The sequence below is a fragment of the Pseudoalteromonas sp. P1-7a genome (assembly GCF_001401855.1).
Lineage (GTDB): Bacteria > Pseudomonadota > Gammaproteobacteria > Enterobacterales > Alteromonadaceae > Pseudoalteromonas.
Genome location: NZ_LKDU01000030.1, coordinates 1 through 20,560 on the forward strand (window position 1 = coordinate 1; position 20,560 = coordinate 20,560).

The window sequence follows — 20,560 nt, forward strand, 5'->3', positions numbered from 1 at the left end:
CATGTAAGAATAAGTAAAAACCGAGTAAAGCTTCCGCGTCCTGCTCACGCCCCTTACCTACATCCATGTAGGCAACAAAGAGTTTATCGCCCCTAGGCAGAACCCGAAGGGCAGCGCATGTTTGGCATTTATGCTGCGTTATCGCCTATTTATGTGGAATAACCACACTTCATAGGCTCTGTCTTGCCTAAAAACCAAACATGCTGCTGCAAATTTAACCATCAAAGTTCAACACGCCCTCGAAACATAAATACTAAAAACCCAAGCAAAGGCTTGGGTTTTTATTATGTATGGGTTTGGTTTATTTACGCTTCTAAGTATTAAGCTTTAAACAATTGCTACGCACAAATTCAGAGGGTAGCTCTGTGATTACTGCTGCGCGCTGTTTGTGGCAAAGGTAGGTATACACTTCGTATTCAAAATCATCATTAATTGCGCGGCCAACTTGATAAAGCGCTGAGGTAAAACTGCTATCAACCCTAAAATGATCTTTTACCACATAGTCTTTACTCAAATACCAATATAATTGAATACCTTCGCTTTTAGCGTATTGGTTAAGTACGTCTTTTAACGTTGAGCCGTTTTCAAAGCGTCTGGGTGCACTGGTTCCTGTCCAGCTAGCTGGCATAGGATCAACGGTTCTACCGCGCTCTGCTAAAACACGTTCAAGCGTTTGCTCCGGCTTTTTAAGTTGCAGTACAAACTTGTCGCGCTCCCTATCGGATTTAACTTGATTACGGATAGACGAATAAAAGCGAGAAAGCCCCTCGGCGGCTGCGTTCTTACTCTCTTTTATATCAAACAGGGGCCCTGTACCTACTAACACGTAAACTGCTAATAAAATTAACGCAACAGCTAGTATTAAGTGCTTAATCCAAAACCACATAACTCATGCTCATTTAGTATCATTATTTATTTATACCACTACTTTTTATAAAAAGAAGGGGTATTTTTATCAGGGCGTGTTTTAAAGCGGCGGTGCAGCCACATATATTGCTCAGGTGCGGCATTAATTGCTTGTTCAACACGTTGATTTACGCGTATTACATCCGCTCTATCATCGCCGCTTGGGAAGTTTTCAAGCTCAGGTACAATTTCTAAATGGTATTTACCTTGCTCATCTCTGCGGCTAATTAAGCTCATTGTTTCGCAGTGCTTGCTTGCTGCAAATAATAACGTGCCTGTGGTTGTTGCTGCATCTGGCACTGCGTAAAAAGGCACAAATTCACAGCGGTTTCGGCCGTAGTCTTGATCCGGTAGATAATAGCAAACTTTTTTATTTTTAAGCGATTTTAACAAGCCTTTTACGTCTTTTCGTCCAATTAAATACTCGTTAGAACGAAGGCGTCCATTGGTCGTAAAGTATTCCATGAGCGCATTATTGTGCGGGCGGTAAAACCCAAGCCCTTGGCATTTGGTGCCCATAACACGACTTGCCATTTCTAAATGCAAAATATGTGGCACTAATAGCAAAACGCCTTTACCTTGTGCCTGTACACGCTCAAAATGCTCTAAGCCTTTGATAGAACCATAAGCTTTTTTAACGCGCCATTGCGGCCACCACCAAGCCATGCCCGTCTCAACCATGGCAATACCGGTATTTTCCATGTTTTTAAGTACAAGCTGTTGCTGCTCGGCTTCGCTCATATCAGGAAAACACAGTTTTATATTAACCTCGGCAATATGGCGGCGACGCTTCATAAACCTGTGTACCAAGCGCCCAAGCAACTTACCTAAGCTAAGTTGAAACTTTTGTGGTAACCACGAAATCAAATATAAAAAGAAAACGCCAATCCAAGTTAGCCAATAGCGAGGGCCTAAAAATGAGGCTTTAAAAGGAGATGAGGTGACCACAAAATACTCTCTAAAATAAAAACGCTAGTTTAACGCTTCACATAATAAAATACAAAAAGCCAGCAATGGCTGGCTTTAAGCGTTACTAATTAACTTATTAGGCTTTTTTTAAACCTTGGTTTATGCTGCGTAAATCGGCGCTTGTTAGTGTACCAGCCGCTTGCTTTAAGCGAAGCGTAGATATCACGTAACGATAGCGCACATCAGCTAAATTACGTTTAGCATTATATAAATTTTGTGTGCTTACAAGCACATCAACGATAGTACGGGTACCTACTTCAAAGCCCGCTTCAGTGGCTTTAAGTGCACTTTGCGCTGATACCACAGCTTGCTCTAAGGCTTTGTAAGTTGCGATGTCTGATACAACTTGGTTGTATGAAGTAATTACGGTACGCGTTACGGCGCGGTAGTTAGTTTCGTAATCTTGACTTGCAGAAACATAAAACGCACGGGCTTGTTTAGTTGCCGCAACGGTTGCGCCACCTGTGTACAGCGGTACACTCAAATTAACCGCAACCGATGTTGAATCGGCACGTGGTTGGTCGTTAAAGCTTAAACCATTTATATTTTGATCAGTTAACGAGTCACCGTAGCTGGCATCAAGTGTTAACTTAGGGTAGTGACCCGCTTTAGCTAGCGTAATTTGATCTTTAGCAATATCAAGTGTCACTTTTGATACTTGTAAGCTGATATTGTTGTTTTCAGCGACTTTCACAAAGTCAGTCGGTTTTTTAATCGGTTTTACCGTTGAAAATGTGTCGGTGTTTAAAAAATCAAGCTTTGCATGGTATTTACCGGTGATTTCACGTAGTTGCTCGCGTGCTGTTTCAACAGCATTGCTAGCAATAATTTCTTGCGCTACTGAGTTATCATATTGTGCTTGCGCCTCATGCACGTCTGTAATCGCTGTAAGACCAACTGCGTAGCGCTGTTTTGTTTGCTCTAACTGACGTTCTATGGCACGTTTTTCGGCTTGCACAAATTCAAGGTTATCAATGGCGCTTAATACGTTAAAATAGCCCTCAGCCACGCGCACAATTAAGTTTTGTTTGGCGTTATCGTATTGTGCATTGGCTTGCAGTGCTTGTTTTTCTGCAATATCAAGTGTGTTCCAAGCACCTAGGTCAAATAAGGTTTGGCTTAAACTAACACCGCGAGTGAATTGGTCGGTTTCGCTATTGATTTTAACTTGGTCAGCTAAGTTACCAACGCTCTGAAAAGAGGTAGAATCGCTTTTTTCATAGCCCATGCTTACGCCAATTTGCGGCAGTAATGCACTCATTGCTAAGTCGCTTTCGTAAGATTGCGCGTCAGCTTGCGCTTTCGCTTTTAAAACAGTGGGATCGTTAGCAGTAGCAATTTCAAAAACTTGCATTAAATCTTCAGCACTTGCTGTGGTTGTGCCTAATGCGCACGACAAACTAACGAGCGCTGCAAGGATGTTTTTTTTCATGTTAGGTTCAGTCCTTAGACAAATTTTGTACTAAAAGCATGGTAACGTGTTTTGACCAATAACTAAAAAAGAAATTGGTAAAACAGTATGTTCAAATGTAACAGAATATATTAACAAACTTTAATCGTTCAAATAAGCGGGATGTATAATATGGCAGATAAAAGCCTGGTGCAATTTACACATAAAGATGTGAGCTTAAAAGCAGTTAAAAGTCTGTATAATGGCTTTTTTAAGGTGGATATGTATGAGTTTGAGCATAGCCTGTTTAATGGTGGTACATCGCAACTTATAAAGCGTGAAATATTAGAGCGGGGCGATGCAATCGCTGTTCTACCTTATGATGTAACTACGCAAAGTGTCCTTTTAATAGAGCAAATACGTATTGGTGCTATTAACAGCAAACACTCGCCCTGGCTGCTAGAATGTATTGCCGGTATGACCGATGGCAGCACCGATTATGAGAGTGTGGTAAAAAAAGAAGCCTATGAAGAGGCTGGGCTTGAGCTTACAAAACTTGAATTTATGCTTTCTTACCTTTCAAGTCCGGGTGGGACCACTGAGCGCTTACATTTATACTTAGCACGAGCAGATTTAAGCCAAGTACAAAGTGGTGTTTACGGCCTAGAAAGCGAAGGTGAAGATATTAAAACCCATATTTTAACCCTTGATGATGCGCTTTCGCGCCTCAATAACGGGGAAATAGATAACGCGGCAACGGTAATCTGTTTACAGTGGTTGGCGTTAAATCGAGAAAAAATAAGCAGTAAGTGGACATAATTTAACTTTTTAATACGGCGGTACTTTGACAGCACTTTTAGCAACCCAACGATATATTCAGAGCCTCCCAAAGTACATGACACTTTGCGAGCATAATTACGTGCGTCTTTCAAAACTATTACCTAAAGAGCGTAGCGCAAATAGCGTGCGTGAAATTAAATTAGGTCATAGTGAATTTGCCATTATCATTGACGATAGTGCTAAGTACACACTGGATATTTCTATCAAACAGCTAACAGGGATGGTTAAAGGCGTTTCTCCTTTGTATTTAACAGTCAGGCTTTATCAAGATGCAAAAGTGGCTGAAATTATTCATCACGATTACCATCAACGGATAAAACCCTCCTATGGTTATCCAAACCCCAAAATGCACCAAAAAGATGAAAAGTATCAACTTAATGCATTTTTATATGACTGGTTAGTAGCCTGTGTAGAGCATGGCCAAGCAGTACTAAATTGGGATATAAACAATGGCTTGGTTTGATGAGCATTATCACTTTAATACCTCATCGCTGCGTGTTGCGCACATAACCGATAGCCATTTATTTGCCGACCCTAACGCAGAGTACTTTAACGTAAACACCGCCGCGCATTTTGCACAAGCATTAGCGCACATGGCCACGCAGTCATTAGATGCGGTTATATTTGGTGGTGATTTAACACAAGATCATAGTTTTGAATCTTATTTATTATTTGCTGAGCTTATTAATAACGCTGATTTGACCTGTCCAGTATTTTGGGTACCAGGCAATCATGATGAGATTGCCATGCTTAATCGCATCAGTGGTGGGCAAATAGTGTCAGCTAAACGCATTCTCGCACAAGGGTTTGAGCTGTTACTCATTAATTCAAAAGGGCCTACACCTGCAGGGTGGGTATCTAGCGAGCACTTAAATGAAATCACGGAGTATTTAGCAAGTTCGCAATCGCAGCATGTGGTGTTTTGTCATCACAACCCGCTTGCTATTAATGGCTACCTAGATAAACACATGCTCGAAAACGGCCCGCAATTATTAAACGTATTAGTGAATAGTGGCAATGTTGGCGGACTATTTCATGGCCATGTACACAATCAATACATGCAAACTTTTAGAGGGCTGAGTATTTATGCAACCCCAGCCAGCTCGGTGCAATTTACAAAAAATAGCCCGCAATGGCACCAAGAAAACCTCGGCCCCGCTTATCGAATGTTGCATTTAACTAAACAGGACAATGCTTTAACAGTTAAAACGGATGTTGTATGGTTAAACGCGTAATTTATATTCATGGTTTTAATAGTTCTGAAAAATCATATAAAGCTGTGCGCTTTGGCGAGCTTATGGCAAACTATGACGTTGACTATTGTGTACCGCGTTTAAATCACGAGCCCTTACAAGCTATTTTGCAGCTTGAGCATTTATTAACGCCAGATACCGCGTTACTTGGGAGCTCATTAGGTGGGTTTTATGCCACCTATTTGTCGCAGCGTTATAACCTGCGAGCAGCACTAATAAACCCAGCAGTAGCACCGTTTAACTTATTAGCGCCGCTTATTGGCCACAATTATAATCCGTATCAAGATTATCATTATGAGTTAAATAGCAGCCACATGGATGCATTAAAAGCATTGTATGTGCCTAAATTAACATCGCCCAAACTGCTTTATTTGTTACAGCAAACGGGAGATGAAGTGTTAAATTATCAACACGCAGTAAATTATTTTTCACAATGCAAACAGTTAGTTGAGTTTGGTGGCGATCACAGCTTTGTAGGTTTTGAACGCACCTTAGATAGTATTGTAGAGTTTCTTAAATTACCTAAAACAAATTAGCCTAAGCGCATAAAAAGATAAAAATTATGAGTCAGCAAAATTATAATGCCGAAGCCATTGAGGTTCTCAATGGATTAGAGCCGGTAAAACGCCGCCCAGGTATGTACACCGATACGGTACGTCCGAATCATTTAGGCCAAGAAGTTATTGATAACAGTGTCGATGAGGCCATGGCGGGGCATGCCACTAAAATTGATGTGATTTTACACGAAGATAACTCACTTGAAGTTATAGACGATGGCCGAGGTATGCCGATAGATATTCACCCAGAAGAAGGCATTCCGGGGGTGGAGCTGATTTTTACCAAGCTACATGCAGGTGGTAAATTCTCAAATAAAAACTACCAGTTTTCGGGCGGTTTACATGGCGTAGGTATTTCGGTTGTAAATGCGTTATCTACACGTGTAGAGGTTACCGTAAGGCGCGATGCACAACAGTACAGAATGGCCTTTGAAAACGGTGATAAAGTTGAAGACTTAAATGTCATAGGCACCGTGGGTAAGCGCAATACGGGTACAACGGTTCGATTTTGGCCTGATGCGAGTTACTTCGACTCAGCTAACTTTTCTATTACTAAATTAAACCATTTATTAAAAGCAAAAGCGGTTTTATGCCCAGGTTTGCGCATTAAGTTTGTCAATAAACAAACAAAAGAAACGCAAGAATGGTTTTACGAAACAGGCTTAAAAGATTATTTAATTGAGGCTGTTAAAGGCTTTGAAGTACTGCCAAAAGACCCATTTGTAGGTGAGTTTTCAAGCTCGATTGAAGGAGCCGATTGGGCTGTTGTATGGCAGCCTGAAGGCGGCGAGTCGATTGCCGAGAGCTATGTAAACCTAATTCCTACCGCACAAGGTGGTACTCACGTAAATGGTTTGCGACAAGGCTTACTTGAAGCAATGCGCGAATTTTGTGAATTTAGAAACTTATTACCGCGTGGCGTAAAGCTTACCCCTGATGACATATGGGAGCGCTGTAGCTATGTGTTATCGGTAAAAATGCAAGACCCACAATTTGCTGGCCAAACCAAAGAAAAGCTTTCTTCTCGCTCATGTGCAGCGTTTGTAGCTGGCGTGGTTAAGGATTCTTTTAGCCTATGGTTAAACGAGCACACAGATACCGCTGAACTGCTTGCCGAATTGTGTATTTCAAATGCACAGCGTCGTTTACGTGCAGCAAAAAAAGTGGTGCGTAAACGCGTTACCTCAGGCCCTGCACTGCCTGGTAAGTTGACAGACTGTAGTGCAGCCGATAACGACCGTACCGAACTATTTTTGGTAGAGGGGGACTCAGCTGGCGGCTCGGCTAAGCAGGCTCGCGATCGTGAGTTTCAGGCAATAATGCCGCTGCGTGGTAAAATCTTGAATACGTGGGAAGTAGAGTCAGGGCAAATATTAGCCTCGCAAGAGGTGCACGATATTTCGGTGGCGCTGGGTATTGACCCAGACTCAAGTGATTTAACCGGCCTGCGTTATAATAAAATTTGTATATTGGCCGATGCTGACTCTGATGGTTTGCACATTGCTACTTTATTGTGTGCATTGTTCGTACGTCACTTTCCGCAGCTGGTTAAAGCAGGGCATGTTTATGTAGCGATGCCTCCGCTGTTTAGAATCGATATTGGTAAAGAGGTTTATTACGCCCTCGATGAAGACGAAAAAACAGGTATTTTAGCCCGCATAGAGGCTGAGAAAAAACGCGGCAAGGTTAACGTGCAACGATTCAAAGGGCTGGGCGAAATGAACCCGCTACAGCTGCGCGAAACCACAATGGATCCAAACACGCGCCGCTTAGTGCAACTTACACTTGATGAAGAAGAGCAAACATTAGAAATGATGGATATGCTACTTGCTAAAAAACGCTCATCAGACAGACGCCAGTGGCTAGAAGATCATGGTAATAAAGCACAAGTTTAATAGGCTTGTGTTTAACACTTGGAGAGGCAAATGAATAAAATACTAGGAAGTTTATTGTTGCTTGGCTTAACAACAGCCCCAGCAATGGCAAAAGACATACTAGACAAACTCACCGTAGCACCTGGGTTTGAAGTAAGCTTATTTGCTGATAATGTTGAAAACGCGCGCCAAATAGCAGTATCAAAAAAAGGCATTGTTTACGCAGGTTCTCGTAAAGCCGGAAATGTATATGCGTTAATTGATCATAACAGCGATGGTGTAGCCGATAAAAAAATGGTAATTGCTGAAGGGTTAAACATGCCCTCTGGGCTAGCAATTAAAGATGGCGATTTATACGTAGGAGAAGTACATCGTATTATTCGCTTTAAAAACGTCGATACACAGCTAAAAGACCCTAAATTTGATGTTGTTTACAATGCGTTGCCATCGGATCGTCACCACGGGTGGAAGTTTATACGTTTTGCGCCCACCGGCGAGCTTATTATTCCGGTTGGTGTACCGTGTAATATATGCGCCGAAGATGAGCGCTACGGACGTATTTTTGCATTAGATGTAGAAACTAAACAAATTAAAACAATAGCCCAAGGGGTACGTAACTCGGTAGGCTTTGATTTTCACCCCAGCACGCAAGCGCTTTGGTTTAGTGATAATGGCCGCGATATGATGGGTGATGACATCCCACCGGATGAAATTAACCGCGTAAGTAAAGAAAACGAGCACTTTGGTTTCCCTTACGTTCACGCCGGTGCCATTTTAGACCCTGAGTTTGGTAAAGGTAAAAACATGAGCGACTACAGTGCGCCAGCGCTTGCACTAGGTGCTCACGTTGCGCCTTTAGGTATTCATTTTTACACCGGCAAACAGTTCCCAGCTAATTACAAAGAGCAGTTATTTGTAGCGGAACACGGCTCATGGAATCGAACAAAAAAGTCTGGTTATAAAGTGGCTTTAGCCAATGTAGAACAAGGGCGTATTACTAAATACACACCGTTTATTACCGGCTTTATGCATAACGAAACAACATTTGGACGCCCAGTTGCATTTGCACAATTAAATGACGGCAGTCTGCTGATAAGCGACGATTACGCAAACGTGATCTACCGCGTAAGCTATAAGAAAAACTAGGTAAGCTTTAATGAGTGATACAGATACCTTGCTGATGCAAGGAATTGAACAACAAACAATGGGGCGCTTTACCGAAGACGCCTACTTAAATTACTCTATGTACGTAATTATGGACCGTGCATTACCGCATGTTGGTGATGGTTTAAAACCGGTTCAACGTCGTATTATTTATGCTATGAGCGAGCTGGGATTATCGGCCGCGGCTAAATATAAAAAATCGGCTCGTACGGTAGGTGATGTATTAGGTAAATACCACCCGCATGGCGACAGTGCCTGTTACGAGGCTATGGTATTAATGGCGCAGCCGTTTTCTTACCGCTACCCGCTGGTGGATGGCCAAGGTAACTGGGGTGCAGCAGATGACCCTAAATCGTTTGCGGCCATGCGTTATACCGAAGCGCGCTTATCAAAGTTCTCTGAGGTATTACTTAAAGAGCTAGGCCAAGGCACCGTTGATTGGACGCCAAACTTTGACGGCACCATGGATGAGCCATTAGTACTACCTGCACGTTTACCGCATATTTTATTAAATGGCGTAACCGGTATTGCGGTAGGTATGGCAACTGATATTCCACCACATAATGTGCGCGAAGTGGCCAGTGCGTGTTGTTTATTACTTGATAAGCCTAAAACTGAGCTTGATGAATTACTTGAGCTTGTACACGCGCCTGATTACCCAACCGACGCTGAAATAATTACCCCAAAAGCCGATATTCATAAAATATACAAAACCGGCCGAGGCTCAATTAAAATGCGCGCGGTGTATACTGAAGAGCACGGCGATATCGTGATTACTGCGCTGCCACATCAATGTTCTGGGGCTAAGGTGCTTGAGCAAATAGCGGCGCAAATGAATGCTAAAAAGCTGCCAATGGTTGCCGACTTACGTGATGAGTCTGATCACGAAAATCCAACCCGCATCGTGATAGTACCGCGTTCAAACCGCATTAAAGCTGAGCCGTTAATGGCGCACTTATTTGCCACTACCGACCTTGAAAAAAACTACCGTGTAAATTTAAACATGCTAGGCCTTGATGGCCGCCCACAAGTGAAAGACTTACGCAGTATTTTATCTGAGTGGCTAACGTTTAGACGTGAAACAGTACGTAGGCGTTTACAGCACCGTCTAGATAAGGTGCTGGCGCGGTTGCATATTTTAGAAGGTTTACTCGCTGCCTTTTTAAATATTGACGAAGTGATTGAAATTATACGCACAGAGGATAAACCAAAACCTGTGTTAATGGAGCGCTTTGAGTTAACCGAAATCCAAGCCGAAGCTATTTTAGAGTTAAAACTTCGTCATTTAGCAAAACTAGAAGAGTTTAAAATACGTGGCGAGCAGGATGAGTTGGCCAAAGAGCGCGACAAGTTAGAGCTTACCTTAGGCTCAGACCGTCGTATGTCAACGCTCCTTAAAAAAGAAATTCGAGAAGCGGCCGACATGTACGGCGACGAACGTCGCTCACCGGTTATTGAGCGTGTAGAAGCTAAAGCACTTAGTGAAAAAGATTTAATACCGTCAGAGTCGGTAACCGTTGTGCTTTCTGATAAAGGGTGGGCACGTGTTGGTAAAGGCCATGACATCGACGTAGAGGGGCTAAATTACCGGGCGGGTGATGAATACAAAGCCTCAGCTAAAGGGAAGAGTAATCAGCCAGCGGTATTTTTAGACTCTGCGGGGCGTGCATTTGCAACGGATGCGCACAGCTTGCCATCGGCACGAAGCCAAGGTGAGCCCATGACAGGGCGCTTTAACCTCACCACAGGCGCTAATTTTGAGCATGTGGTAATGGGTGAAGACAATCAAGTACTACTTATGGCGTCGGATGCAGGTTATGGCTTTATAACCGAGTTTAAAGATTTAGTAAGTAAAAATAAAAACGGTAAAGCCTTGGTAAGCGTGCCAAAGGGCGGCATTTTACTATCACCCATAAGAGTGAACGATGTAGCGACCGATTACTGCATGGCTATTTCGAACGAAGGACGAATGCTGTTATTTCCATTGCGCGATTTACCAAAACTGGGTAAAGGTAAAGGCAATAAAATCATCTCTATTCCGGGTGCTAAAGTACAAGCACGTGAAGAGTTTGTAAAAGTACTTGCTGTAGTACCGCAAGGCAGTAGCGTTACACTCCATGCTGGTAAACGAAAGCTAACGCTCAAACCGGGTGACTTGGAGCATTATCATGGCGAGCGTGGACGCAGAGGTAATAAGTTACCTCGAGGCTTACAACGTGTTGATGAAGCTGTTGTCGAGTTTACGCCGGCTGATGAGCAAAGTGATGACACGTTAGCTGAGGAATAAACCCGTAATAGATACCTCTAACGGCCTGCTTTTGCAGGCCGTTTTTGTTTACCCTGTGTTTTTCAGCTTACAGCTGTTCGCTATTGTCTCGAGTTCGTCATAAAATCACGTTATAATAGTGAAATATGCGCGGCTTATAGCGCATTGCACACACATTTTGGAGAAAAGTTTGTTAGCTGTTATACGTATTTTAATTATGGTGCTGTTTATATTTTTCAGCTGCGTGTTTGGGTTGTTACTGTCAATTGTGAGGCCGTTTCATCCTAACAATGTGCATGTGATTGCGGGTTGGTTTGCTTCGATGGCTAAAATGCTTGGAGTTAAACTTGTATTAAAACGCCACCCTGATGCAAAAAATATTGGCCCTGCAGTGTATATATCTAACCATCAAAACAATTATGACTTATTTACCGTACCTGCCATGGTGCCTAAAAATTGCGTAAGTTTAGGCAAAAAAAGTTTAAAGTGGATCCCATTTTTTGGCCAGCTTTATTGGTTGTCGGGAAACATATTAATAGATAGAGCAAATCGCTCTAAAGCAGCAGGTACAATTTCAAAAGCCGCTGAAAAAATTAAACAAAATGGTTTATCTGTTTGGGTTTTCCCTGAAGGCACTCGAAGCTACGGTCGTGGTTTGTTGCCTTTCAAAACGGGGGCATTTCATACCGCTTTAAGCGCAGATGTACCCATAGTACCGGTATGTATGAGCACAACAGATAAAACTATTAAGCTAAACCGCTGGGATAATGGTACAATTTACATTGAAATGTTAGCGCCTATATCACTTGATAAAGAAGTGAGTGCCCGTGAACAGGCCACTCAAGTGCATAGTATTATGGCTGCTAAAATAACTGAATTAGATGCTCAAGTGAGAGATAAATAATGGAAAACTGGCGTGAAATAAGTGAAGACATCGTAAGTTCACTACTTGAAGATGGCTCTGATCCTGAAATACTTTATGAAGTTGAGCATCATTTTGTATGCGAAGATTTTAGCAAATTAGAGCAAGCTGCGCTGGCTGCTTTTAAATTAGGCTACGATGTTGAAGAGCCGGCAGAGCTTGAGCTAGAAGATGGCAGCAAAATTTGGAGCTTTGATATTGTCGTCGAAGCTGAGCTAGACGTTGAAGTTATAATGGAAGACGTTGAGAAACTTGCAGCCCTAGCTGTTGAGTGTGACGTTGAGTACGACGGTTGGGGCACTTACTTTCAAGAGTAAGGCGTTAGCTAGTTGATAAAAGCGAGCATTTATATGCTCGCTTTTTTGTGTTTAGGGCAACATGATTCTTTAAACTTTTGCCTATTTTAGATATTAATGCACATTTTTTAGTGTAATGGCGCACTAATCCCCGCCTTTATTTTGCCTTATTTAACGGCAAAAAATATAATTTTTTAGTATTACCAATTTTATTTTTGTTATAACCAATTATTATTTTTCATGTAAAAAATTTAATTTATCTAAATTTATTCATTAAAAGTTAAGCTTGCTATATTTTTATTGGTAATAGAGTTTTTTCCGGCGTACTACTTATTTATTAAATAGAAAAAATATTTTTATTTATCGCTAATCTGTCCCTAATATATAACCTGTTGAATAGCTAACATTATTTAAAGTTTTCAAATACAATTATTAATAAAACTAATACTTATTTGCTATTAGATTTGCTGTTGACATATTGGTAACAAAAAATATAGCCTTTACCTCGCCATGCGGCATTAATATTGGTAAGTCCAATTTGGGGTTTTATATTGATTTTTGTAACCTGAATTGTCTTGCCAAATCGATTCATACACAAAAGTAGAAACCTGTTTATACAGTGTGATCTAAGTTTTAGTGGCTACCACAAAACTAAGTAGTTAGGTTATTTTTATGTTCAGGTTTAAAGGAATAAAGATAATGATTAACCATAAAAAACTGTTTTTTTACAGCGCAATTGCGACAAGCTCAGCACTATCACATGCTGCAACAATTAATAATGCAGGCTTTGAAAGTGGCTTTAGTAACTGGAACGAAACTGACCCAGCCGCTATTTCCTCAGATGCTTACAGTGGCTCAAAATCGCTAAAAATTCAGGGTAGCCCAGCACGCGTTTATCAAGTAGTCGATGTGCAGCCTAACACTGAATACACCCTAAGCGCTTATGTGCTCGGTAAAGGGCAAATTGGTGTAAACGACTTAAATGGTTTATTTAAAAACCAAACCTTTAATGTTTCTTCGTGGACTAAAGTAACAAAAACATTTACTACGGCTAATACCAATTCACTGCAGGTTTTCGCTAAACATTACAATAACACCAGCGATGTACGATTTGATAATTTTGCCTTGGTTGAGGGTAGTGGCAGCAATGATGGCGGCTCAGATGGCGGCAGCGATAACTCTAATGGTTCAACAATTCCTAGCAGCATTACCAGTGGCAGCATTTTTGATTTAGAAGGGGATAACCCCAATCCTTTAGTTAACGATAGTACTTTGGTGTTTGTCCCGTTAGAGGCGCAACATATTACGCCTAATGGTAATGGCTGGCGTCATGAGTATAAGGTAAAAGAAAGCCTGCGCGTTGCTATGACTCAAACCTATGAAGTGTTCGAAGCTACGGTAAAGGTGGAAATGTCTGACGGTGGAAAAACGATTGTATCACAGCACCATGCAAGCGATACCGGCACTATATCTAAAGTGTATGTATCAGATACTGATGAATCGGGCTTTAATGATAGCGTAGCGAACAACGGAATTTTTGATGTGTACGTACGTTTACGTAATACCAGCGGTAATGAAGAAAAGTTTGCTCTAGGTACTATTACCAGTGGTGAGTCATTCAACTTACGAGTGGTTAATAACTACGGTGATGTTGAGGTGACGGCTTTTGGTAATTCGTTTGGTATACCGGTAGAGGATGATTCGCAGTCATACTTTAAGTTTGGTAACTACTTGCAATCACAAGACCCATACACATTAGATAAATGTGGTGAGGCCGGTAACTCTAACTCGTTTAAAAACTGTTTTGAGGATTTAGGCATTACAGAATCAAAAGTGACGATGACCAATGTGAGTTATACGCGCCAAACTAATTAATCAGCGACTCAATCACGGCCACTCACCTGAGTGGCCGCATTAAAAATTTTTTTATAACCACTTTTTATTTTTAAAATACAGCCCTATACCACCTGTAAGCACAATCAAAAAAATCACAAATGTACTAAATGCATAGGGGTTTTCGGTCCCAGGTATACCGCCTACATTTACCCCTAAAAGGCCTGTTAAAAAGCCCAGCGGTAAAAAAAGCGCCGCCACAACTGACATAACGTACATGCGTTGATTTAGTTGCTCAGACACTTGGTTGGTAATGGTTTGCTGAATAATTTGTGCGCGCTCTATAGCGCTATCTAGCTCTTCTAAATAGCGAATAAGTAAGTTAGTGGTTTCGTTTAGTTTTGCTTTATCTTCATCTTTAAGCCAAAGGTAGTGGTTATTTATCAGTAAACTTAGCGCTTCTTTTTGTGGTTTTAAGTAACGTTTCAAGGCAATAGTTTGACGCCGTAGTTGTGATAAACCTTGGTTATCAAATTTTTTGCTTGGCTCGTCTATTTCCTCTTCAAATTCATCCAAGGTTTCATCGAGCTTATTAATGACACTTTGCATCCGTGATGTCAGCTTTTGGGTTATACAGCAAACCAGCTCAGAAATAGAGCATGGGCCTTGGCCAGCATTAAGCTCTGCTAATATATCTTGGATTGAAAGTAAGCGACGCTTGCGCGTAGTAATAACTATTGATTCGTTAATAAATAATCGAATTGAAACCATGTCCTCAGGGCTTTGTGCAGGATTTAAATTTACACCACGTAAAAACAGCATATGGCCATTGGTACTGGGTGTTAAGCGTGGGCGAGTTTCATCAGCAATAAGCGAATCAAGCTCAAAGTCACTAAGATGTTCTTGGTTTTTTAACCACGTTACTGCCTCGCTTTGGCTGTAGTCCATATGTATCCACAGTTTACCTTGTTTAGGGTGCCAGTTATTTAAATCGCGAGTGTTTTCTATGGCGTGCGCACCACCTTTTTCGTCAAGCACCAATGCATGCAGTAAACCATTAATCATATTTAAGGCCTATATAATAGTGTGTTTTTAATACAAATAACTATAGCGTATCTGCAAAGTGCTTTTTAAAGCTACCTTAATTTTTTAGTCAGTTAGCTTTAAGGCTTAACCCCATATGCAGCCTTTAATTGCTAAATAAAACGCTAAGCAACAAGGTGTGCATTGTGTGGTCAGTTTCTATAAAAGATCAATTTAATTTACTCATCGACTAGATAAATTTATTTCGCTGGTGTTTTTTTCGCCTTAGCGTATAAGTCACTTTTTTATTAAGGGCACATTTATGACAGCAAAGTTGACCGTGGGTTGGCGTGAGTGGTTGAGTTTACCGGAGCTTGGTATCGAGAAGATTAAAGCAAAGGTGGATACTGGCGCCCGCACCTCATGTATTCATGCAGTTAATATTGAAGAGTACCAAAAAAATGGCGAAAAATGGGTGAAATTTATAGCGCAACCATTACAAGGTGATGAACAAACACAGGTTAAATGCTCCGCGAAGGTTAAAAAAATTAAAGCTGTAACCAGTTCAAGTGGGCAAAAAGAAATGCGCTATTTTATAGAGACCACACTACATGCAGGCCAACATAGCTGGCCTATTGAAGTGACGCTAACAAATAGAGCAACAATGAAATTTAGGATGTTACTTGGCCGTACAGCCATGGAAAACCATTTAGTCGTTAACCCGGCTTTATCACATTTATTAGATAGTTAAGGTTTTAACTATGAAAATTGGTATTTTATCTCGCAGCAGTAGTTTGTATTCAACGCGACGCCTAATAGAAGCGGCAGAAGCCCGCGGGCATGAAGTAAAAGTAATTGATGCGCTACGTTGTTATATGAACATAAACTCACAGCAGCCAGAAATTCACTATCGTGGTGAAAATTTAAAAGATTTTGACGCCATTGTTCCACGTATTGGGGCATCGGTAACGTTTTATGGCTGCTCAGTGTTGCGACAGTTTGAAATGATGGGGGTTTACCCGGTTAATGAATCAGTGGCTATTTCTCGTTCGCGCGACAAATTACGCTCACTTCAGCTGTTATCACGTAAAGGTGTAGGCATGCCGGTAACAGGTTTTGCCAGTAAGCCAGATGATGTAAAAGACCTACTAGAAATGGTAGGGGGGACACCTGTGGTTATTAAGCTACTTGAAGGCACACAAGGCATTGGTGTTGTACTGGCCGAAACGCGTAAAGCAGCTGAAAGTGTGATTGAAGCGTTTATGGGCTTAAAAGCCAATATTATGGTTCAAGAATACATTAAGGAAGCTGGCGGTGCCGACATTCGGTGTTTTGTATTAGGGGATAAAGTAATAGCGGCCATGAAGCGCCAAGCGCAAGAAGGCGAGTTTCGCTCAAACCTTCACCGTGGTGGTAGCGCAACATTAGTACGCATTACCCCAGAAGAGCGTAAAACAGCTGTTGCTGCAGCAAAAGCAATGGGCTTAAATGTAGCGGGTGTTGATTTACTTCGCTCATCACGTGGGCCACTGGTTATGGAAGTGAATTCTTCTCCAGGGCTTGAAGGGATTGAAGTAGCAACAGGTAAAGATATTGCTGGTATGGTCATCGAATTTATCGAAAAAAACGCTGCTATTAAAGGAACCGCAACCCGTGGCAAAGGTTAAAATTAATCGCCCTTTTACTTTATTAGAGGAAAGTATTGGGGTGGGCGAGCGCAAAACTCTCGCGTTGGAGGCCGCTAAACTTTACACCCATTCACCACTTAATATTCCTATTGAGGTGGTTAATGGTGTGCTGGAAGGCCCTGTTTTAATGATATGTGCAGCTATTCATGGTGATGAGCTAAATGGTGTAGAAGTTGTGCGCCAGCTGCTATCTAAAATAGATGTAAGCCAATTACGCGGAACCATAATTGCCGTGCCAATTGTTAATGTGTTTGGCTTTATTCATAAGTCGCGTTATTTACCCGATAGACGCGATATGAACCGCAGCTTTCCGGGCTCTGAACGAGGATCGCTGGCGGGGCGTATGGCGCATATGTTTTTTAATCAGGTGGCGGTACATTGTACCCACATTATTGATTTACATACCGGCGCTATCCATCGTACTAACTTACCGCAAATACGCGCTAACTTAGATGATGAAGCAACCGCTGAGATGGCTAAAGCATTCGGCACACCCGCGGTTATAAATGCTTCACTTCGTAATGGCTCATTACGAAGTGAAGCCGCTAATTTAGGTATACCGGTTATTACTTACGAAGCGGGTGAGGCCTTACGCTTTGACCCTATAGCCATTGCAGCTGGAGTACAGGGTGTGGACTATGTGATGCGGCATTTAAAAATGGTCCGTGGCAAGCGCCCTAAAAAACTGCCCGATCCTATTATTGCCGGTTCTACAAGTTGGATACGCGCTGAGGTAGATGGCATTGTACGCGCGCAGGTATCGCTGGGTGAACACGTAGAAAAAGGCCAAGTGCTGGCATATATAAGTAGCCCATTAGGTGATGCTGAGCTTGAGCTTTTAGCGCCTAAAGGCGGTATTGTAATAGGTCAGCAAACTATGCCACTGGTAAACGAGGGGGATGCGGTGTTTCACCTTGCTTATTTTGCAAATGCAAATAGCCTAGTAGAGCAGCAGTTAGAGCATTTTATTGACGAAATAAATGATTTAGATGAAGAGCTTAAAACAGCGGAGCTAAATAATTAGCATTGTGTTAGCTAGTAAAAAGCCGCAGTAGGTAATTTATCTACTGCGGCTTTTTTGTGAACATGACTTTTTAAACTATGTTTTTTTAGAGCCAATTATGCGTTTTATTACCGGCGCTTTAGTAGGCTTTGGCTCCTTATTTAACACCATTACAGGGCGGGTAACAAACAGGTTATTAGGATAAACAACTCTATGCCCATCTACATGTTCAAGGAGTACGTTCATTAAACCTAATTCGACTATGCGTCCTTCTATGTGGTTTGCGCCATCAACAATACGTACCCAATTACCTACATGAAAACCGTTTTGGATAAACATGAGTAAAAAAGCGGTAAGGTTACTAAGCAGCGACCAAGCGGCAAATAAAGCGACTCCAAGCATTGCAAATAATGATGAGCCAAGTACTAATAACCCGCGCAGCTCAATGCCCCAAAATATCAGCACTAAACACAGTACAACAAACGCTAAAATGATTTTTAATAAAAGCTCAGCCCTAAATTTACGATGAACATCTACTTTTCCTTTAATGGCTTTTTCGAGCAGTTTTTTTGTTGCTTTTAATAACAGTGGAAAAAGTAAAACGGCAATAAGGGTAACAATTAATTTATATTGTGTACCCATTAGCTCTAAAAGCGTAAACAATTCCAAAGTGAGATCCCGTACTGTTTTTAGGAAAATTTAAAACGCGAGTGTAACGCTTTCGTTTATTACCCGCTATTTAAAAAGTGTTTTTTACACTCACAAGCCATTGCACCGAATCAACATCATCGTAGCCATCTAGTGGAGCGGCAATATCAAGGTGGATCATGGTGCCAGAGTTTGCTCTGCTTGGCGCTAAGCGCAAACCCACCCCAACATTTTTTAAAACATGATCGTTCTCGCCGTTATCTTCATCGTTAAACCAAGCGCGGCCAACATCAACAAAGCCCGCTGCACCTACTTTAAATAACTGCAGTAAATCGTACTCCCAGTAATAGCGTTTTTCTAGGCTGACTAAAAAGCTTCGGTCGCCGTGCTGGTAATCCATGGGATAGCCACGAAGGCCTGTTTCGCCGCCAAGTGTTAGCTGCTTATCGGCAGTTAGGTTTTTAGCATACTGGGCGCGGGCTTTAACAAACCAGGATTGGTTTTCGCTGGTATTTAAGTAGTACTGCACTTCGCTGGTGGCCAAAAAGTTTTCAAGCTGTTTTTGCTCTTTATTCCAATAACCATCCACTTGTGCACTAAAACGCCACAGCGTTCTGTCGGTAGTAAAGTGCGCTTTTTTAGCTTTTAACGAATACACGGCTCTGCTGTCATCATTACTAAGAGACTCATCGGAGTAACCTAAAAGCGCTTTAATGTTCCAGCCTAAATTTAAATCTTCTGTTCGCGAAATACTGTCAAAATTACGTACTTTTATATAACTGTCTTCAAACCAATGACCGCTAACATAGGGGTAACTTAGCTGCCTATCTTTGGCTAAGGGAGCAAAGGTTGTTTCTATTTCTGCAAAGCTGTCTTCTTGGTTTACATAGCCAAGTGTCAATCGCTGCGTCCAGCTATCAGATAATGCTTTAGAGTGACCTAAAAAAGCGCTAAAAAAATTGGTTGTTTGATCAAACTCGCTGTATTCGTCACCCCGGCGATACAGCGCCTCTTCTCTTTGTTCAGAAAAGCTTTTAATACCATAGCTATAGGGCGTATCTATGGCATAAAACGGGTAAGTTAACTCTAATAAGTGGCGTTTACCATCGCTGTTATCGGCATATTCTAAGCGCCCGCGATACCGGCTTGATAATATATTAGGATCGTCATAAACAAATAAATAACCATTGCGATCGCTGTCGGTGGTGCGTGAAAACGATAAACGCTTACCCCAACCTAGTAAGTTCGACTCGCGAAAACCTATGCTCGATTTATTTTCGCCACCGCTGCGGCTAAAGCTTATTTCGGGTAGTAAGGTCCATAAATCGCGAGTTACTACGGTTACATCTACGTTGCCGTCGCAGTTTTCAATCGCGCTTATTTGCGCATCGTATAAATAGTTTTGTTGGCGTAATAAACGCTCTGACTCAGCGAGTTTTCTGGCATTGTAATTATCGCCTTGTTTAAATAACAAAATATTACTAATTACATCTGGCTCTGTTTGGATATGCGCACGGTTAGCAAAACGAAAAAGCGCGTTATTTTCCTCTTCCCGTTCGGTATTAAACACATTGAGTTGTTTAAGGGTAATTGACGCTATTTGAGCATCGCTGCGGCTATTAACGAGCGTGGTTGTATCTTCAACTTCGCGGCGTAAATTATTGCTTTTATTTGAGTGCGATTGCACTGTGGGGCAGCTGCTAGTTTTATTGCTTGGTTGTTGTGCAAAGGCCTTAGGCGCACTAAAGCTTACGAGAGCTAAGCTTATACAACAGTGTGCAATCCATTTTTTATTCACCATTGAACCTCTTCAATACTACTGCCAATATGAGTCGTAATATCAGCTTACATCATTGTTATTACAATGTAAGTAAAAGGTATGGATTTTGAAACTAATTAATTGTTATCGTTACGCACCTTTGTTAATT

The 20,560-nt window shown here is 41.6% G+C and carries 19 protein-coding genes; 13 read left to right on the forward strand and 6 right to left on the reverse strand.

Translation table 11 applies throughout. The annotated features are described in order from the left end of the window. Positions 1-313 precede the first annotated feature (313 nt). From AN389_RS15945 to tolC, 3 genes are all read right to left on the reverse strand, one after another. Positions 314-886: a toxin co-regulated pilus biosynthesis Q family protein gene (locus tag AN389_RS15945; RefSeq protein WP_055020234.1), complete on the reverse strand. Its 573-nt coding sequence runs from the start codon at positions 884-886 to the stop codon at positions 314-316. A gap of 38 nt (positions 887-924) precedes the next feature. Continuing rightward, entirely contained in the window at positions 925-1,854 is a 930-nt protein-coding gene (gene lpxL, locus AN389_RS15950; RefSeq protein WP_055016309.1) for an LpxL/LpxP family Kdo(2)-lipid IV(A) lauroyl/palmitoleoyl acyltransferase, read from the reverse strand. Positions 1,855-1,951: 97 nt separating this feature from the next. Next, positions 1,952-3,307: an outer membrane channel protein TolC gene (gene tolC, locus AN389_RS15955; protein WP_055020235.1), complete on the reverse strand. Its 1,356-nt coding sequence runs from the start codon at positions 3,305-3,307 to the stop codon at positions 1,952-1,954. Between the two features lie 150 nt (positions 3,308-3,457). Here tolC and AN389_RS15960 point away from each other — a divergent pair, with 150 nt between their 5' ends. The 10 genes from AN389_RS15960 (at position 3,458) to AN389_RS16005 (ending at position 14,312) form a co-directional block, all read left to right on the forward strand. Further along, complete coding sequence (locus tag AN389_RS15960) at positions 3,458-4,084, forward strand: NUDIX domain-containing protein (protein ID WP_055020236.1); 627 nt, start codon at positions 3,458-3,460, stop codon at positions 4,082-4,084. A gap of 25 nt (positions 4,085-4,109) precedes the next feature. After that, positions 4,110-4,568, forward strand: a complete 459-nt coding sequence (locus tag AN389_RS15965; RefSeq protein ID WP_055016312.1) for a DUF1249 domain-containing protein — start codon at positions 4,110-4,112, stop codon at positions 4,566-4,568. Continuing rightward, the gene (locus tag AN389_RS15970) at positions 4,555-5,340 is read left to right on the forward strand and encodes a metallophosphoesterase (RefSeq protein WP_055020237.1); all 786 of its coding nucleotides are present in this window, start codon (positions 4,555-4,557) and stop codon (positions 5,338-5,340) included. Before AN389_RS15965 ends, AN389_RS15970 begins: the two co-directional genes overlap by 14 nt. Next, complete coding sequence (locus AN389_RS15975) at positions 5,325-5,894, forward strand: YqiA/YcfP family alpha/beta fold hydrolase (RefSeq protein ID WP_055016314.1); 570 nt, start codon at positions 5,325-5,327, stop codon at positions 5,892-5,894. The genes AN389_RS15970 and AN389_RS15975 overlap by 16 nt, the downstream gene beginning before the upstream one ends. A 26-nt stretch (positions 5,895-5,920) precedes the next feature. Continuing rightward, on the forward strand, positions 5,921-7,810 hold the full coding sequence (gene parE / locus AN389_RS15980; protein ID WP_055016315.1) for a DNA topoisomerase IV subunit B: 1,890 nt from the start codon (positions 5,921-5,923) through the stop codon (positions 7,808-7,810). Positions 7,811-7,840: 30 nt separating this feature from the next. Continuing rightward, entirely contained in the window at positions 7,841-8,935 is a 1,095-nt protein-coding gene (locus AN389_RS15985; protein ID WP_055020238.1) for a sorbosone dehydrogenase family protein, read from the forward strand. Between the two features lie 10 nt (positions 8,936-8,945). Next, positions 8,946-11,240, forward strand: a complete 2,295-nt coding sequence (gene parC / locus AN389_RS15990; RefSeq protein ID WP_055020239.1) for a DNA topoisomerase IV subunit A — start codon at positions 8,946-8,948, stop codon at positions 11,238-11,240. Between the two features lie 169 nt (positions 11,241-11,409). Further along, positions 11,410-12,123, forward strand: a complete 714-nt coding sequence (locus tag AN389_RS15995) for a 1-acylglycerol-3-phosphate O-acyltransferase (RefSeq protein WP_055016318.1) — start codon at positions 11,410-11,412, stop codon at positions 12,121-12,123. Then, positions 12,123-12,458 carry a ribonuclease E inhibitor RraB gene (gene rraB / locus AN389_RS16000; RefSeq protein ID WP_055016319.1) on the forward strand — a complete coding sequence of 112 codons (336 nt, stop codon included), beginning with the start codon at positions 12,123-12,125 and terminating at the stop codon, positions 12,456-12,458. The genes AN389_RS15995 and rraB overlap by 1 nt, the downstream gene beginning before the upstream one ends. 678 nt (positions 12,459-13,136) lie before the next feature. Then, the gene (locus tag AN389_RS16005; protein WP_055016320.1) at positions 13,137-14,312 is read left to right on the forward strand and encodes a polysaccharide lyase family 7 protein; all 1,176 of its coding nucleotides are present in this window, start codon (positions 13,137-13,139) and stop codon (positions 14,310-14,312) included. Positions 14,313-14,363: 51 nt separating this feature from the next. Here the strand turns inward: AN389_RS16005 and AN389_RS16010 are convergent, their stop codons facing one another. After that, positions 14,364-15,335, reverse strand: coding sequence for a zinc transporter ZntB (locus AN389_RS16010; RefSeq protein ID WP_055016321.1), 972 nt, complete (start codon positions 15,333-15,335; stop codon positions 14,364-14,366). A 280-nt stretch (positions 15,336-15,615) separates the two neighbouring features. Here AN389_RS16010 and AN389_RS16015 point away from each other — a divergent pair, with 280 nt between their 5' ends. Genes AN389_RS16015 through AN389_RS16025 form a run of 3 tightly spaced genes read left to right on the forward strand, consistent with a single transcriptional unit; the run spans position 15,616 to position 18,005 of the window. After that, complete coding sequence (locus AN389_RS16015; RefSeq protein WP_055016322.1) at positions 15,616-16,044, forward strand: ATP-dependent zinc protease; 429 nt, start codon at positions 15,616-15,618, stop codon at positions 16,042-16,044. A 10-nt stretch (positions 16,045-16,054) separates the two neighbouring features. Next, positions 16,055-16,960: a 30S ribosomal protein S6--L-glutamate ligase gene (rimK, locus tag AN389_RS16020; RefSeq protein WP_055016323.1), complete on the forward strand. Its 906-nt coding sequence runs from the start codon at positions 16,055-16,057 to the stop codon at positions 16,958-16,960. Next, a complete protein-coding gene (locus AN389_RS16025) occupies positions 16,947-18,005 on the forward strand; it encodes a succinylglutamate desuccinylase/aspartoacylase family protein (RefSeq protein ID WP_055020240.1) in 1,059 nt (352 codons plus the stop codon). Before rimK ends, AN389_RS16025 begins: the two co-directional genes overlap by 14 nt. A 75-nt stretch (positions 18,006-18,080) precedes the next feature. Here AN389_RS16025 and AN389_RS16030 read toward each other — a convergent pair whose 3' ends face one another. Both AN389_RS16030 and AN389_RS16035 read right to left on the reverse strand, forming a co-directional pair. Then, a complete protein-coding gene (locus tag AN389_RS16030) occupies positions 18,081-18,653 on the reverse strand; it encodes a mechanosensitive ion channel domain-containing protein (RefSeq protein ID WP_055016325.1) in 573 nt (190 codons plus the stop codon). A gap of 70 nt (positions 18,654-18,723) precedes the next feature. Beyond that, positions 18,724-20,433, reverse strand: a complete 1,710-nt coding sequence (locus tag AN389_RS16035; protein WP_055016326.1) for a POTRA domain-containing protein — start codon at positions 20,431-20,433, stop codon at positions 18,724-18,726. Positions 20,434-20,560 lie beyond the last annotated feature (127 nt).